We start from the raw sequence: 16,188 nt of genomic DNA on the forward strand, positions 1-16,188 counted from the left end.
GTGAGTTAAGTTCTCATTTAAACGATTGAATATGGCCTTGCACTTATTACCCAAAAGCATGTTTGAAGCGATTGATTTACTTCCAGAAGCTTCGACTCCTGTAACGCTATTTACGCGTCATTCTTTGCGTGAATTGGTGAATGGGAAGGGTTTGGCTGGCTACGATTTGCAATTGACTGAACAAGGGCGTGAACTTGCCTATGCTTGGGGGCAATATTTAATTAAGAATACGGATCGAGCGATTCAACATTGCATCTCAAGTCCTATTCAACGATGCGTGGATACAGCTGCTTTGATGATCGAAGGGGCAGATGTAGTTCATAAGTTAGTAAATACTCATACGATAGAGATCGTTGAGCAGCGTTTATTAGTCGAACCAGGTAGTTTTGTGCTTGATATACAGCAAGCAGCTCCTTATTTTCGTAAACAAGGGGCATTAGGTTTTATCAATAGCTTTGTGAATAACGCCTTGCCTGGCATGAAGCATCCAATCACAGGTGTTTTTGACGTGTTGGAGTTGCTATATCACACTCATCCTACACATCAGCATGGTTTAAGTTTAGCCGTCAGTCATGACACCATACTTGCAGCGATTATTGCAGTAATCTCAGGCAAGAATCAAATTGAGCAAGCGGATTGGCCAGATATGATGGAAGGTTTATTCGTGTGGTTTGAGGGGGAAGATTTCGCAAATAGCAAACTTAAATGGATTTGGCGTGGTCAGAGAGAAGAGTTGCTGATTAAGCATTTTCATGATCCTTCATAATCAATAAAACTATCATTTTAGAAATTAGTTTTCCTTAGTTTTTATTAAATTTCCCCTGTGGTTTGTTTTAGGTTATATTGTTATAACTATATGATTTTTATAAATTAACTGAATCACATAATTTGTTTTTAACGATAAGTTATCGTGTTTATATTTGGGGAAATGTGATGCAATTACGCCTAAAGTATTTAGCTGTTTGTCTGCTGCCTGCTACTTTATTTGCCTGTGGTGGAGGTGGAGGGGACGCAGGTGACAAAAATAAAAGTGAAAATACCACCATACCTCCTGTTATAAATAAATACCCTGAACCAACGAAAGATGTGGTCGATGATTCTATTATTGGGTTCTACGATTATGATAAATCTGAACAAACACGCGTATTAAGAAATGATTTAAATGGAGATTTCATGGCGATGGTGCAATTTGCACAAAGTCATGTGGTGAATCCAAAAAATAATGAAAAAGATTGGATGCCGAGACTTACGGCTGAAAAAGATGCTCTTTTATTGGTTACGCCTCTGGCTGATATGGGTGACATTCAAGCTTTACAAGCAGAGATTTATGATGGTCAGAAACGTTTAAGAACGATAGATTTAATTGAGCCGACACGAATTCCAGCATCAGATCAATCTAACGCCGATGGCCGCCCAAAGGTAAGCTATTCAAAACGAGCATGGAGTGCAGCATTAAACTGGGATGAAATTCGAGCAGGTTTAAACATCCGAATTATAGATCCTACGAATAATCGTGTTGGTGATTTGCCAGCAGAAAATATTGATTTTGCTGTACCTGGCGAATTGGTGCTTCATAACATTCGACTGGGATTGCTCACTGAGCCACCTAAATCAACAGGTCACTATATGTTATTAGAACCTGCAAAAGCGGGGACGGACTATTTTCAAACGATTCCAGCTGCACGTATGGTGGTCGCGAAGTATGATGATTTAAAGCTAGATAAAGTAATGGTTGCTAGTGGCGTTATTTACGATGCAGCTAGCGACACTACGGGTGACGTGTATAGTGGTGATATGCGTGAAAATACAGCAAAATCTACTTTTGGTGTTGGTATTAATCTCGCTAACTGGGGGATTACCAGTGCATCCATGGCAAGCCAAGAACAACCACAACTTACGCAAAGCGTTGTTGCTCACCATGCTCGTGGTAAATATAGCAATGGTGATGTCACACACGGTTTGAGTGGCGGAAACGGTATGCTGACTTTGATTGATTCGATTGGTAACGAATTTAGTCATGAAATTGGACATCACTATGGCTTGGGGCATTATCCGGGTTCTGTAGGAGACAATATGTTTTGGGCAGCGCATCATGCGGATAGTGGTTGGGGATATATTGCTTTTCGAAATAAGATGCGTGGTAATTTAAATTGGACGTCGACTAAATTATCTGATGGTAAAAATGGTGTACCTAACTTCTTGAATCAATATGCTTATGGTTGGGATGCAATGTCAGGTGGTGGTAGTGCAAGCAGTATCTCAAAATATACGCACTATACTGGTTATAGTACCTATTCAAAGATTCAACCTGCTTTTGATCGTCATGTTTGGGATGAGTCTTCTCCAACAGGTTATAAAAAATGGAATACGATAACTCGACAAATGGAAGTATCACAGCCCAAAGTGCCTTCTTCGAAAAATGTTTGGTATAACAGCAAGGATGGGAACTATTTGAAACCACGGTTGTTTGGTGTTCCTGTTTATACGATCTTAGGGGGGTATGATCCGGTCAATCAGGTCGGATTGATTTATCCTGCGGCTAAAGGTAATTGGGGAAATGTATTTAACTTATCTCAAGTTGATACAAATGCTAAGTCGGCAAATTGTTGGCTTAATATTCAATTTCCTAAAAGTTCTCAGAATATAGCTTTAGCGCCACAGCGCGTAAATGCTGGAAGTAATGCAAATAAATTCCACATTAATCTTGCACAAGCTGATGCACCTCAAACTGCGAATTTGTATTGTAGAAAAGCAAATGAAGATGCAACACTACTATCAAGTATTACAATACCCGCATATGAGGTAGTATCAGATCCGTATGTGGAAATTGGCAAACAAGCTGGTTATTCGGCGCTTAGGGCAATTGAGTTACCACGGCTTGAACAGGCTTTGCTTGCCAATAAAGGTCGAGTGGTGATGACGCTTTCGGCTGAGTCAAAGTTATTGCTAGAAACCTATCAATCATTTATAGGGCAATTGTCTGCTGATGCTCAGAAGGAAATGCTTCGTTATAATCATCAGCAAGAAAAAATGTATCGCTTGAATCGCTGGATGAATGTTTATTCTTCAGATTTGCATAAGACTGAACCTGAGGCTGTACAGGCCTTCAATGGATTTGTTGAGAAACTTGGCTTAACCAATGATTTAGAACTCAGTTCTGCGACTCCATTGATGAATAGAACCCATTGCCTTAAAGCTGAGCAATTAGAAAGTGGCGTCTTAAATACTTATATAAGTGGTGCAGCTGGCTGTTCAGGGGATGATTCTGAAAAATGGATCTATGATGCCAATGGCAAAATTCATAATAAGAAATATATAGGCCAATGTTTAACTACTAGTGCGGGTAATGTTGTTAATTTATTGCCATGCGGTAATTTAGCAAATCAGATTTGGACAGTTGATCCTGCTGCACAGGCCATTAAGCAATCCAACCAATGTTTCGATTTGGAAGGTGGTTATTTGACCAATAATCGAGCACGTCTGATTCGCTATGCTTGTACGGGAGGTAGCAATCAAAAGTGGACGATTCCATTGGTCAACAATAGCTTAATACTTGCAGAGTTAACTGCAAAAAATTTAGTGTTAGCGGAACCGTTGTTAAGAAAAGATGGATTAAAAAAATAGAAGTTTTTTATCCATCTTAGGATGAATCATAGTTGCAAGCAGGGTCTATTTAAGTATGAATAGACTCTGCTTAGAAAATTAAAAAATTACTTTTAAAAAAACAAAAAATTCGTCATTATGTATCAATAAAAAAGATAAATTAGACACATAACTGGATAAAAACATGTCATCAAACACGATTTATTTGTGGGAACCTGAAATATTTACGGGTAAAGTTCCTGCAGAAGATGATTCTTATCAAGTGGCATTTGAATTGCATCAACAATATTGCCATACGCCGAGTCATGGCAAAACATTGCTCAGATGGTTGGATTATGTTGCTGATAAGATTAGTGATCCCCAATATCAATGTTTTTTTTCAGTACAAGTTCAACAATGGTTGGATCATGTTCAGCAACAATTTTCCGAGAACTTATGTGCGATTATGCCGATCGATGGGTTTATGTTGGATACGACTCAAAACGATGCGATATATCGTGTTTTTTATGAGGCAGTACATGAAACTGGTGTAGGGTTTTATGAGCCTAATTTTAATATTTGGGCAATTGGTGAATTGCAGTCACCTGAAAATGCTGTAGAGCATATGCTACAACCTTATTTATTAGAACCATTAGATGTGCAAAGTCTAAAACTTGAACAAACAGAGACAGTTGCAGCTTGGCAAATGCCTGATTTTCAAATCCCGCATAATATGGCTGCTGCTGAACAATTCATGTGTCAGTGGTTTGAGCAGCAGACATACACTAAAGATCTAAAACTCGATGTTTTTAATATCGCGCATGATTACATTTCTAATTGGGGTAATATTGGGCGACCTGAATTAGCATTGGATACAGGGTATCGTTGTTTTTTATTAACACAAAAACAGATTGGTGTTTTTTATCAATTAAAAATGGTGCTTAGAAAGCTAACGGTCAGTCCAATGCTATCGTTTGCTATGGATTTTACAGATCGTTTTATTTCGCAGTATTTGCAGGAACAGTTATCTGAACGCTTGATCTTTCGTTTACGCTCTATGGATATTTATCATTATTCAGAAGATAAAGGGCGCTCAGATTTATGTTTTTCTTTGATTGGACGTTGGGATACTGTTTCGGATATTCAGGATTTTCTTAAAAATTTAGATGCGTATATTAATTTTATTTTTTTCCATTTGGGCCAAGGTAAGTTAGATGCATTACAGGCTTGGGCATATGGTGATATGCCTGCTGGTTTGATGATTGATATGGATTTTCGTTTTGAGCTAATGATGTTTGCATTGAGCTTGGATGAGGAATATCTAATTGAACGTTATGAAGAATACAGGGAACAATTTACACGAAGTAATGCGCGCGCACATGATCTAGGTCTATTGGAAGAGAGTTATAGTTTTTGTCAAAAGTTAATGAAAATTGTAGAAAGTGAGGGGACTGCTTTAAAACCTTATGTTCGAGGATAATAAATTTAAGCTTAGGCACTTAATCAGCTATTTTTACTAAAATTAAAACAATAAAAAAGTCCGATAATTCGGACTTTTTTATATGCAGCAAATTAGTTAGCTAATGCTTTAATTTGAGCATTTAAGCGGCTCTTGTGACGAGCAGCTTTGTTTTTGTGGATGATGCCTTTATCAGCCATACGGTCGATTACAGGAACAGCTGTTTTATAAGCTTCTGAAGCAACAGCATAATCACCAGCAGCGATCGCGTTTACTGTACGCTTGATGTAAGTACGAACCATAGAACGCAAGCTTGCGTTGTGTTTACGTGCTTTAACGTTTTGACGAGCACGTTTTTTAGCTTGAGCAGAGTTTGCCACTCGTGCACTCCTTGAAAATAAGTTGGTCTGGGCGGGCTGAAGTTAAAACCAATACAATATTAGCAACATTCACCAGCCCGTAAACAAGTGCCATATTTTGAGGAAACTATGCCGTGAAGTCAAGTCTTGTCATGTTTTTAAGTGCATTTAACAGGTGATAATCTTAAAAGAAAACGTTACATTAATCTCAATGATCAATCGGAAGAACTATAAATGAGCAAAGCAGATAAAAAAGCAATTGTTATTGGCGCAACTGGCTTGGTTGGTCAGGCATTGGTCAGTGAGTTGCAGCAGTCAGATAGTTTTGAAACTATAACGGTTGTTGTAAGGAAAAAATTAGATACATTAGATAGTTATAGTAAAGTTAATCAACTAGTGATTGATGATTTCTTGTTGTTGAATGATGAAGATGTGAATACATATACGCACGCATTTAGTTGTTTGGGGAGCACGATCAAAAAGGCAGGATCTAAAGAGGCTTTTTATGCAATTGACTATGAGATCAATGCGCATTTTGCAGATTTAATTCAAGATAAAAATATTCATTTTTTGATTGTAAGTGCCTTAGGTGCGAACGCAAATTCACCTGTTTTTTATAATAAAGTCAAAGGTGAATTAGAAGATTATTTAAAAAGTCTGTCAATTTTTAAGCTTTCGATATTTCAACCTTCACTTTTGATCGGAAAACGTAGTGATGTACGATTGTTAGAAGATATGGCACAGACAGCCTTTAAATTGATCGAAAAAAAATGGACGAAGCCGTTTAAATTTAAGCCTGTCACAGCCGAACAATTGGCGCATACTATGGTGGTTGCAGCACAAACACAGTCCGCTGCATTTAAACTGTATGATAATTTAGCGATACAACAAACCCAATAATGGAGAGCTTAAATGACAACTGTACCTTTTGTAACGTGCGATTTGTTAGATGATAATCCTGAAAAGAACTTACAAGTGGTGATTCCTTCCTTAGATGGTAAATTCTTTAAAAGTTATGGAGCACGTAAAAGTTTTGGTGGTGAAGTTGTTACGGTTAAATGCTTTGAAGATAACTCTAGAGTGAAAGAGCTGCTGGCAACAGAAGGTGCTGGTAAAGTGCTTGTTGTAGATGGAGGGGCTTCAATGCGTTGTGCGTTGATGGGAGATATGATCGCTGAGTCTGCCGTAAAGAATAAGTGGAATGGTGTGGTGATTTATGGTTGTGTGCGCGATGTAGATGCATTAGCAGAACTTGATTTGGGTGTTCATGCATTGGCAGCAATCCCTCAAAAAAGTAATCGTAAAGGCATTGGTGAGGTTGACAGTACGCTGTATTTTGGTGGTGTAACAATCAATTCTGGTGATTATATCTATGCAGATAACAATGGAATTGTGATTGCCAAAGAAAAATTAGTCGACTGCTAAAAGGATAAAAGTATGCTTAAAATGGTGAGCCATCAATTTAAAGTTTTACAATCAGTAGCTGCAACACTTATCGAAGGTGGGCGTGGTGTATCAGGAACACCATTTCCCCAACAGCCTGAAAAACCAATCAAGCTATATGAATTTGAAGGTTCGCCATTTTGCAGACGTGTACGTGAAGTGATTACACTCCTAAATTTAGATGTTGAAATCTATCCGTGTCCCAAAGGTGGTGAAAAATACCGCCAAATCGTAAAACAAAAAGGCGGGAAAAAGCAGTTTCCATTTTTAATTGATGAGAATACAGTTGATCAGTTATATGAGTCACAAGAGATCATTCATCACTTATTTAAGCATTATGGAAAAACGGGACAAACTCCAAAAAAATATAGTCATTATCCTAAATTACCGTATGTTTCGACTTTGGCTACTGTTGCAAATGCAGCTCGCGGTGTTTGGATTAATAAGAAAATTACTCATCGTCCAGCGCCAGAACAGCTTTTAGAGCTGTGGAGCTTTGAGGCGAGTCCATATACACGTTTGGTTCGTGAAGTATTGTGTGAATTAGAATTGCCTTATGTTTTACATAATGTACCGAAAGAGCGCTGGCAAGATATGGGACCTGCGGTTTTGCGGTTAAAACCAGGAAAATATATTCCATTGCCAAATGGTAAGCGTGAAAAGACTGTTGAAATCATGGGGCGTGATATTCAGGTTCCATATTTGGTTGATCCGAACACGGGTGTGAAAATGTTTGAATCAGCTAAAATTGTTGAATATCTAAAGAAACAGTACGGACAATAAGCTTTGAAAAAGCACCTTTAAGAAGGTGCTTTTTTGTATCATTTGGTTGTTGCATTCATGATTGTTTTGCAGCTTAAATACTTTAGTAAATATTGTGATGTGAACAACTCATGTTAAGTCAGTTATCTAGTTTATTCAAAAGCTCAAAAGAAACACCAGAACAATTGTTTTTGAAAGAGCATGCTTTAGCCTTTGATACGGAACATGGCACTATATTAAATGGTGTAAAACTGAATGAATTGGGTTTTCGCCTTGAGTATTTTTCAAATCGAAAATTAGATCACTTTGATGATTTGGCAAAGTTGTTTGAAATCAGCCCACAGATAAATGAAAAAATTGATTTAGAAATTCATTCGCAACGTTTTGTTGAACGCTTGGGGAATACAGAAGAAAATCTCAAAGAGTTGAAACAAATGATCAAAATTTTGAATGATTATTACGTGAAGTTTAAAAGAGCTAAATAACCTAAGAATGAATTTTATTAGCTAGATGTAAAGCGGAAACAAAGAAACTTACTCCCCAAAGACAAATAGCCAAAAATATAATAATAGATAAATGTTGTTCTTCACCAGCTAAGAAATGGAGTAGAACAAAACATAGCCCCAAAAATAGGAAGATATTTATGATGAATAACCACATGTTTTAATATCCATTTTGTGCTTGATGATACGTTTTACTTACTAAGATAGAAGGAACAAAAATACAAAACGTTAGGTAGAAAATAAAATTGAAATTAAGAGCATAAGTTATTAAAAAAGATAGCGAAGCACCAAAAGAACTATTGAATAATCTTTTTCCAGTTTTAAAGTGATGAATAGGGTGTATAACTAGAGCCTTTTTAAATGATAGCTCTGCTAGATAGAATCCAAAAGCAAATAGCATGATCAAGAATATTGGATGCCAAGTACCAATGTAAAAGAGTTGATCAAATAGAAATGACTGCATGTGCTATATTTTATAGATATTGGTTTATTTAATCATAATTATAATAAAAAAGGGATTAAATCCAAAGATTTAATCCCTTTTTGTGTCAGGCTAGCAGTTATTTTTCAATAATAGCCGTTACACCTTGACCACCAGCAGCACAGATCGAAACTAAGATACGACCTGAACCTTTTTGGTTTAAGATCTTCGCAGCAGTCGCGATGATACGACCACCAGTAGCAGCGAATGGATGACCAGCAGCTAAAGAAGAACCTTTAACGTTTAACTTGCTACGATCAATCGAACCTAAAGGTGCATCTAAACCTAAACGCTCTTTACAGAATTTTTCATCTTCCCATGCTTTCAAAGTAGAAAGAACTTGTGATGCAAATGCTTCGTGGATTTCATAGTAGTCGAAATCTTGAAGTTTAAGACCAGCACGCTCAAGCATACGCGGAACTGCATAAGCAGGCGCCATCAATAAGCCTTCTTTCTTACCAACGAAATCAACTGCAGCTGTTTCAGAGAAAGTTAGGTAAGCAAGAACTTCGTGACCATTTGCTTTAGCCCATTCTTCAGAGGCTAAAAGTACGCATGATGCACCATCAGTAAGTGGAGTAGAGTTACCCGCTGTCATCGTTGCAGCTTCGCCTTTACCAAATACAGGTTTTAATTTAGCTAATTTCTCAGCTGTAGAGTCAGCACGTAAGTTGTTGTCACGGCTTAAACCTAGGAATGGTGTAATTAGGTCATCGAAGAAACCTTCTTCGTATGCTTTCGCCATTTTTTGGTGAGAAGAAGCAGCTAAAGCGTCTTGATCTTCACGTGCAATACCCCACTCAAGAGCAGTAATTGCTTGGTGATCACCCATAGACAAACCAGTACGTGGCTCACCATTTTTAGGCGCATCCATAAGATCTTTAATGTTGATTTTAGATAAAGCTTTTAAACGATCTTTACCAGTTTTAGCGATGTTAAGTTCAAGCAAAGCTTTACGTAAACCATCACCGAAAGCGATTGGAGCATCAGATGTTGTATCAACACCACCAGCGATACCCACTTCGATTTGACCTAAAGCAATTTTGTTTGCGACTTGGAATGCTGCTTGCAAACCAGTACCACAAGCTTGTTGAAGATCACAAGCTGGAGTTTCAGGAGCAAGTTGAGTGTTTAAAACACACTCACGAGTCATGTTGAAGTCACGGCTGTGTTTTAATACTGCACCAGCAACAACTTCACCTAAGCGCTGACCTTGTAGGTTGAAACGCTCAACCAAACCGTTTAACGCAGCAGTAAACATGTCGATGTTCGAAGCTGTGAAATATGCGCCGTTAGAGCGAGCGAAAGGAATACGGTTACCGCCGATAATGGCTACACGACGAACGGTGTTTTGGCTCATGGTTTTATCCTGTTGAACAGAAGGTTTGGTTGTTTTAGCTGTAGCTGCTTTTGTGGTTGCAGAAGAAGCAGTGCTTTTGGTGCTACGGCTACTAGTTGAACGAGTGCGAGTCGTTTTAGTTGCCGTACTTGCTGCTTTAGGAGTTGTGCTCGTACTTTTACTTCTAGTCGAAGTTGCTTTTGATGTATTTGACACATTCTCTTCAGCAGAATTCTCGACTGCTGGATTTTCTTGAGTTGTTTTGCTCATAAGGCTTTTCCAAGCATAATTGGGATATTCTTAATATAACCATAGCATATTTCAAATATTGCTGTATTGACTAGAATGACGCTTTAGACCACATTCAGGTCAAGACATCTAGACATGAACTCAAGTATGATTTGCTATGAGTCAATCAAACATTGATTTTATGTTATATACCAAACAAAAATCACATGTTTGTAAAAAATTCATTTGTATGAGAGATAATAACCATGACCGATCAATACCAAGCATTTACACAATCACCTTTGGGTAAATTTGTTGTAAAAAATCTAGGCTTACCATCACCTGTAGTTCTAGATCGTTTTGAAAATGCTCAACCTGTTGTGAATGGTGCAGTATTGCTTGGCGCAGCACCTTCAAGTACAAATTCTGCTGCGATTGCTCAGGTTCTTAGCAATATTCATGCGGATAGCTACGTAGGAAACAATGTTGAATTACAACAAACAGCTGCAAAAGTAGGTTTGAATCTTCGTCCATTAAACGCAGATGACAAAGAGTCAAAATTTAAAGCAGTTGTATTCGATGCTTCTGGCATTCAGGATTCTGAACAGCTTAAAGCGTTGTATGATTTCTTTAATCCAATCGCTCGTCAAATTTCAAGTTCGGGTCGAGTTATCGTTGTTGGTACAACACCTGAAACGGCTAAAACAGTAAAACAAGCAATTGCACAACGCGCACTTGAAGGTTTTGTCAAATCTGTTGGTAAAGAATTTAAAAAAGGTATTACTGCTCAAGTTGTATATGTTGATCAAGGTGCTGAAGCGAATCTAGAATCTACGTTACGTTTTCTAATTTCTCCACGTTCAGCTTACGTATCGGGTCAAGTGATTCGTGTTTCAAAAGCAGATGTTGTAGATATTGACTGGGCAAAACCATTGGCGGGTAAAACTGCGCTAGTTACAGGTGCAAGCCGTGGTATCGGTGAGGCAATTGCACAAGTTCTTGCTCGTGATGGCGCGCATGTAATTTGTTTAGATGTTCCACAACAACAAGCTGATTTAGAGCGTGTTGCTGGTTCAATTGGTGGTTCAGTATTGGCAATTGACATCACTGCTGCGGATGCGGGTGAAAAAATTAAAACTGCTGCTGCCAAGCAGGGTGGTTTGGATGTGATTGTTCACAACGCTGGTATTACTCGTGACAAAACTTTGGCAAATATGAAGCCTGAGCTTTGGGATCTTGTAATCAACATTAACTTATCAGCAATTGAGCGCGTTAACGATTACTTACTTTCTAATGATGGTTTAAATGCAAATGGTCGTATCGTTTGTGTATCATCTATCAGTGGTATCGCTGGTAACTTAGGTCAAACCAACTATGCTGTTTCCAAAGCGGGTGTAATTGGTTTGGTGAAGTTCACTGCGCCTACATTAAAGAATGGCATTACCATCAATGCTGTTGCACCAGGTTTTATTGAAACTCAGATGACTGCTGCGATTCCTTTTGCGATTCGTGAAGCAGGTCGTCGTATGAACTCAATGAATCAAGGCGGTTTACCAGTAGATGTCGCTGAAGCGATCGCTTGGTATGCATCAACCGGTTCAACAGGTGTGACTGGTAACGTTGTACGCGTTTGTGGTCAAAGCTTGTTAGGTGCTTAAGCATTAAGGTTTTGAAGAGGGGTGCTAGTGCATCCCTTTTTTATAAAAATATAGAAAGGTTTATTATGAATACACGTCATTTTAGTCAATTACCAAAACCTTATTTAGCTTATCCAAAAGTTATCCAAGGTTTAATTTTCAAAAAGCCGAAAGGTGAAAAAGTTTTGCCACAAGTTGAATATGTGGTTGATACACTCAAGATTGATACAAAACATTTAGAAAGCTACAACGAAATTTGTGGTTTTAAAAATGATGGATTCGTACCTGCAATATACTTGGCAGTATTATCTCAAAGCTTGCAAATGCACATGATGACGAGTGAAGCGTTCCCATTTGCGATTTTAGGTTTGGTGCATATTCGTAACCAGATCAAACAAACACGCAAAATTGGTGTAGATGAACAAATTACATTGTCATGTAAATTTGGTGAGTTGCAACCACATGATAAAGGCTTGCAGTTTGATTTCATCACAACTGCAAAAGTAGGTGGTGAAGTGGTGATGGAAAGTCTAACCACTTACTTATCTCGCCAAAAAACTGAGAAAAAAGCTGCTGAGAAAGCGAAAGAAACCAAAGAGCCAGCTTATCAGCCACAAGCTGAATGGAATATTTCTGAAAATACAGGTCGCCGTTATGCCGTAATTTCAGGTGATTTTAACCTGATTCATATTCATGCTGTGACTGCGAAAGCATTCGGTTTTAAACAAGCAATTGCGCATGGTATGTGGAGTAAGGCAAAAGCATTAGCTAGTATTGAATTGCCATCAGCTTATGAAGCGGATGTGTGGTTTAAATTACCAATGTATTTACCATCAACAGTTGAGTTTTTAACAGCGAATGAAGCGAAGCAAACTGAATTTTTGATACGTAATTTGAAATCTAAAAAGCCACATGTCGCTGGAACAGTAAAAGCAATTTAAGCTTTAATTAATTCCTTAGATTTACATCTCTTCTGTTCGCAGGAGAGATTGTCTTACAATAAAATGATTATAAGGATGCGTACTTTGATTAAAGAATTCCTTTTGGCCAATACTCAAAACTATCATGGCACTGTTGATGAACGATTCCTAGATTTAGCAACTCAATTTAGCCGATTTCAAGATGCAAGAAGCCATCAGGGTGGAGCAGCTTTAGTTGTCTATTTTCAAGGTCAAAAAGTTGTCGATATATTTACAGGTAAAAAATCACAAGAAGAAGATTGGCAGTCTGATACTTTGGCTATGTGTTATTCAACTGGCAAAGGAATTTTAGCTACACTTGCTCATGTTTTAGTGAGTGAAGGCTTGCTTGATTATGATGAGCCGATTGCAAAATATTGGCCGGAATTTGCTCAAAATGGAAAGCAATATATTACTTTAAGACATGTCCTATCTCACCAGACAGGTTTATTTGATATTCGAAATCTCATCGAGACAGCAACAGAAATGCTTGATTGGTCGCATATGCTGGATGTAATCGCCAAAGCTACACCGCGCTTTGCCGCTGGGCAAGGCTTTGCTTATCAACCATTGACCTATGGTTGGATTCTTGGTGGTGTGATTGAAAAGGCAGCCAAGCAACCATTGAGCTGGCTAATGCAACGTTATTTGGTGCAACCACTTGGATTAAATGGAGCGTATTTTGGTGTTCCAAGTTCTGAATTGGATCGTGTAGCTCGTTTAATATCCAAACCTAAAACTTCTGTTGCTTCGAAATCTGAAAATAGAAAAAGTACTCAAACACGAAAACCGTCATTATCAGAAAAACTGTTAGAGTTATCAGGACAAAGTCCACAAGATTTCAAAGATGCAATGATTCCAAAAGGAATGGGTAATTTTAGCTTTTTTAGTGATGCTGGTTTGCAGGCCGTTATTCCTGCTGCAAATGGTGTATTCACTGCCGATAGCTTAGCTAGAGTTTACGCTATGCTTGCTAATAATGGTCTGTGGAATGGTGAACAGTTGATCAGGCCTGAAATTTTCAAGCAATTAGGGATTGTACAATCGAAAGCACGTGATCGTGTTATGCCAATTCCAATGCATTGGCGTTTGGGTTATCACCGAATTCTTACTATGGGAAAACGTGCACCACACGGTTTTGGTCATGTTGGCTTTAATGGTTCTGGTGCATGGTGCGATTCCGATCGAGAGCTCAGTTTTGCTTACACACATAATTTTAATATTACCTCCGCAACAGGTGATTACCGCTTATGGGGTTTGAGCCAAGAAGCTTTAAGATGTGCAGATCAAGTCTTAAAGGGAAGAAAAGGATGGTTCTAAACCATCTTTTTTTATGTAATATCTAAGAACGTTTTTTTCCAGAATAGAGTTGGGTATTTAGTTATATTATTTAGAACTGTTAATGAGTTTTAATGATCTTTGAGTCTTGGTTCTCGATCATATTTTAAACTTTGATGTGATATGGTTTAAACTCAAATTTATAAAGCCGCTCCTACTTATTACGTATTTTTTTGATTTGTTTAATAGCTTTTTGTTAAATTGTGATAAAAATAAATATATGATATTTAATCGGAAAAATTTTAAAATAATTGATAAGTCTGATTTGGTTTGGTAGTGTTTGTTGTGTAAAAAATATACTTAAAAGGAAAGGTGAAAATGAAATTTGGAATTAAAGCGATTTGTTTTGCAAGTCTAATTGCAGCTTCAGCAGTGTATGCTTCAACCACATTATCTCCAAATCAACTTAACAATAGTGGAAGTATTCCAAGTGGTTACGCAGATTTAAAGTTTGTTTTGGCAAATGGGAATTGGGTCAAAAATATTTATTTGCCAAATACAGCCAATCACCAAGATAAAATTACGATTCAATCGAGTGCGGGTTGGAAGAGCTATCTAGATACTTCCAATACAAATCTACCGATCGAAGTACTCGAAATTCAAAGTGGTGATGTGTTTCAGTTTACTTATGATGGCAATCAAAAAAAATGGGTGGCGCAATTGAGTGCTGTGAGCCCAACCAATGGTATGCCATTTGAAGAAATCACACTTACTAGTGCAAAGTTACAACATATTTCATTAGCTGATGGTAAATGGGCACAAACAATCGCGTTACCAACTAATGTTAATGATGGAACATTAGTTCAAGTTACTTCAACGGCCACATATCCATCAATGATTGCGACGAATAATTTACTGTTTCCAAGTAGTTTTAATTTGCAGAATGGTAGTGAGTATTGGTTTAAGTACAATTCAGCATTACAAAAGTGGGTACCAGAATTCATTAAACCGATTAAACTCAATGTAAAAGATATTGGAACAAATTTGAATGCAGTCTCGGCACCGGTAACGGAAGTAAATTTTGCCAATGCAAACTGGGTCGCTAATTTTACTTTACCATCCACTGCGAATGACCGAGATCGAATCTTAGTAAAGTCCACCGCAACTTGGACAGCCAAAATCAATAACACCAACATTAATAGCAGTGCTTCTTTGATGCTCAAAACAGGAGATCAATATGAGTTCATGTATGTAAGTGATAAAGGGTATTGGGTGCTAATGTCTGCGCCGATAAAGAATATTGAAAGTACCTCAAACATTGCATCTGTCCTACCGAACATGACTGAACCAACTTTAAAGGTGAAAGTGTCGAATAGTAATTGGAGACAATCAATCAATCTACCTGCGAGTGCTCAGATTGGAGATAAAGTAATTTTGGCCTCAACTGCAGATTCAAACAGCTTCATTTTGGCATCTAACGGGCTTTCAACTGTTCTGCAAAATGGTGAAACACGCCGATTTGTTTATACGCAGCAAGGATGGGCTGCTGATAGCCATACAATTGATATGTTGTTTGTAAATAGTCCAGAGGTTTCAACGATCTTGGGAGAAAGTGCTGCAAAACTTCGTATGATTGAAGGATTAAGCTTAACAAATGTTACGGCTGAAAACTCATCTGCAAAGTTCTATTTGCGCAAAACTGGCTATATTACCTATAAAATTCCAGGGGATACATTAACTGCTGTTCTGAGCATTGGTCGTTCTGATACAACCGTACAAACTGAACGTAAACGTGTATTGGCAGATGGCGTTTATTATCAAGGGAATGAGCCAGGGAATGGTGGTTGTGGTTGGGCTTATGTAAATGCAAGTGCCTACAATATGATTGGTACAAACGACATTTCAGGTTGTTCAGTAGCTGCAATGCGTCATGAAATTGGCCATAATTTAGGTCTATATCATGGTGATTCAAGTCAGATTGGTTCGGGCTTTACACATCCGCTTGGTAGCACAGCTTTAGGTGGAAATAATTTAAACTTTTATTCAAGCCCTTATCTCTATAATCCTAAGTACGGAGTACGTTTAGGCGAGGAAGGTAAAAAAGATGCAGTAAGTGTCATTAATGCCAACGCTGTTCGTATTTCTCAATATAATTAAG

At 37.9% G+C, this 16,188-nt stretch carries 13 protein-coding genes; 11 read left to right on the forward strand and 2 right to left on the reverse strand.

The features are described 5' to 3' along the window. The first annotated feature begins 31 nt into the window (after window positions 1–31). The 3 genes from DS737_RS07120 (at window position 32) to DS737_RS07130 (ending at window position 5,062) form a co-directional block, all read left to right on the forward strand. Window positions 32–766, forward strand: coding sequence for a histidine phosphatase family protein (locus DS737_RS07120; RefSeq protein WP_004639417.1), 735 nt, complete (start codon window positions 32–34; stop codon window positions 764–766). 167 nt (window positions 767–933) lie between these two features. Then, window positions 934–3,624 (forward strand): M66 family metalloprotease, encoded by a 2,691-nt coding sequence (locus DS737_RS07125; protein ID WP_113997188.1) that lies wholly within the window; start codon window positions 934–936, stop codon window positions 3,622–3,624. Window positions 3,625–3,787: 163 nt separating this feature from the next. Then, complete coding sequence (locus DS737_RS07130) at window positions 3,788–5,062, forward strand: hypothetical protein (protein WP_113997189.1); 1,275 nt, start codon at window positions 3,788–3,790, stop codon at window positions 5,060–5,062. Between the two features lie 92 nt (window positions 5,063–5,154). On the opposite strand, the gene rpsT is transcribed toward DS737_RS07130, so the two are convergent. After that, the gene (gene rpsT / locus DS737_RS07135; protein WP_004639414.1) at window positions 5,155–5,421 is read right to left on the reverse strand and encodes a 30S ribosomal protein S20; all 267 of its coding nucleotides are present in this window, start codon (window positions 5,419–5,421) and stop codon (window positions 5,155–5,157) included. Between the two features lie 213 nt (window positions 5,422–5,634). On the opposite strand from rpsT, the gene DS737_RS07140 reads away from it, so the two are divergent. The 4 genes from DS737_RS07140 (at window position 5,635) to DS737_RS07155 (ending at window position 8,090) form a co-directional block, all read left to right on the forward strand. After that, window positions 5,635–6,300, forward strand: coding sequence for a Rossmann-fold NAD(P)-binding domain-containing protein (locus DS737_RS07140; protein WP_113997190.1), 666 nt, complete (start codon window positions 5,635–5,637; stop codon window positions 6,298–6,300). A gap of 12 nt (window positions 6,301–6,312) precedes the next feature. Then, on the forward strand, window positions 6,313–6,825 hold the full coding sequence (gene rraA, locus DS737_RS07145) for a ribonuclease E activity regulator RraA (protein WP_113997191.1): 513 nt from the start codon (window positions 6,313–6,315) through the stop codon (window positions 6,823–6,825). A 12-nt stretch (window positions 6,826–6,837) separates the two neighbouring features. Beyond that, window positions 6,838–7,626, forward strand: a complete 789-nt coding sequence (locus DS737_RS07150) for a glutathione S-transferase N-terminal domain-containing protein (protein ID WP_113997192.1) — start codon at window positions 6,838–6,840, stop codon at window positions 7,624–7,626. A gap of 110 nt (window positions 7,627–7,736) precedes the next feature. Further along, window positions 7,737–8,090, forward strand: coding sequence for a hypothetical protein (locus DS737_RS07155; protein WP_004639410.1), 354 nt, complete (start codon window positions 7,737–7,739; stop codon window positions 8,088–8,090). 578 nt (window positions 8,091–8,668) lie between these two features. Here the strand turns inward: DS737_RS07155 and DS737_RS07165 are convergent. Then, on the reverse strand, window positions 8,669–10,198 hold the full coding sequence (locus DS737_RS07165) for an acetyl-CoA C-acetyltransferase (RefSeq protein ID WP_004639407.1): 1,530 nt from the start codon (window positions 10,196–10,198) through the stop codon (window positions 8,669–8,671). A gap of 224 nt (window positions 10,199–10,422) precedes the next feature. On the opposite strand from DS737_RS07165, the gene DS737_RS07170 reads away from it, so the two are divergent. From DS737_RS07170 to cpaA, 4 genes are all read left to right on the forward strand, one after another. After that, window positions 10,423–11,814, forward strand: a complete 1,392-nt coding sequence (locus DS737_RS07170; protein WP_005082733.1) for a 3-oxoacyl-ACP reductase — start codon at window positions 10,423–10,425, stop codon at window positions 11,812–11,814. A 65-nt stretch (window positions 11,815–11,879) separates the two neighbouring features. Next, window positions 11,880–12,734 carry a MaoC family dehydratase gene (locus DS737_RS07175; RefSeq protein WP_075315483.1) on the forward strand — a complete coding sequence of 285 codons (855 nt, stop codon included), beginning with the start codon at window positions 11,880–11,882 and terminating at the stop codon, window positions 12,732–12,734. A gap of 84 nt (window positions 12,735–12,818) precedes the next feature. Then, window positions 12,819–14,072, forward strand: coding sequence for a serine hydrolase domain-containing protein (locus tag DS737_RS07180; protein ID WP_113997973.1), 1,254 nt, complete (start codon window positions 12,819–12,821; stop codon window positions 14,070–14,072). A gap of 336 nt (window positions 14,073–14,408) precedes the next feature. After that, a complete protein-coding gene (gene cpaA, locus DS737_RS07190) occupies window positions 14,409–16,187 on the forward strand; it encodes a metalloendopeptidase CpaA (protein WP_113997195.1) in 1,779 nt (592 codons plus the stop codon). The last annotated feature ends 1 nt before the right edge of the window (window position 16,188 follow it).

This window comes from Acinetobacter haemolyticus (genome assembly GCF_003323815.1).
Taxonomy (GTDB): domain Bacteria; phylum Pseudomonadota; class Gammaproteobacteria; order Pseudomonadales; family Moraxellaceae; genus Acinetobacter; species Acinetobacter haemolyticus.

Coding starts and splice junctions, on each gene's coding strand:
- DS737_RS07120 (WP_004639417.1), top strand. CDS start 32: ATGGCCTTGCACTTATTACCCAAAAGCATGTTTGAAGCGATTGATTTA.
- DS737_RS07125 (WP_113997188.1), top strand. CDS start 934: ATGCAATTACGCCTAAAGTATTTAGCTGTTTGTCTGCTGCCTGCTACT.
- DS737_RS07130 (WP_113997189.1), top strand. CDS start 3,788: ATGTCATCAAACACGATTTATTTGTGGGAACCTGAAATATTTACGGGT.
- DS737_RS07140 (WP_113997190.1), top strand. CDS start 5,635: ATGAGCAAAGCAGATAAAAAAGCAATTGTTATTGGCGCAACTGGCTTG.
- rraA (WP_113997191.1), top strand. CDS start 6,313: ATGACAACTGTACCTTTTGTAACGTGCGATTTGTTAGATGATAATCCT.
- DS737_RS07150 (WP_113997192.1), top strand. CDS start 6,838: ATGCTTAAAATGGTGAGCCATCAATTTAAAGTTTTACAATCAGTAGCT.
- DS737_RS07155 (WP_004639410.1), top strand. CDS start 7,737: ATGTTAAGTCAGTTATCTAGTTTATTCAAAAGCTCAAAAGAAACACCA.
- DS737_RS07165 (WP_004639407.1), bottom strand. CDS start 10,198: ATGAGCAAAACAACTCAAGAAAATCCAGCAGTCGAGAATTCTGCTGAA.
- DS737_RS07170 (WP_005082733.1), top strand. CDS start 10,423: ATGACCGATCAATACCAAGCATTTACACAATCACCTTTGGGTAAATTT.
- DS737_RS07175 (WP_075315483.1), top strand. CDS start 11,880: ATGAATACACGTCATTTTAGTCAATTACCAAAACCTTATTTAGCTTAT.
- cpaA (WP_113997195.1), top strand. CDS start 14,409: ATGAAATTTGGAATTAAAGCGATTTGTTTTGCAAGTCTAATTGCAGCT.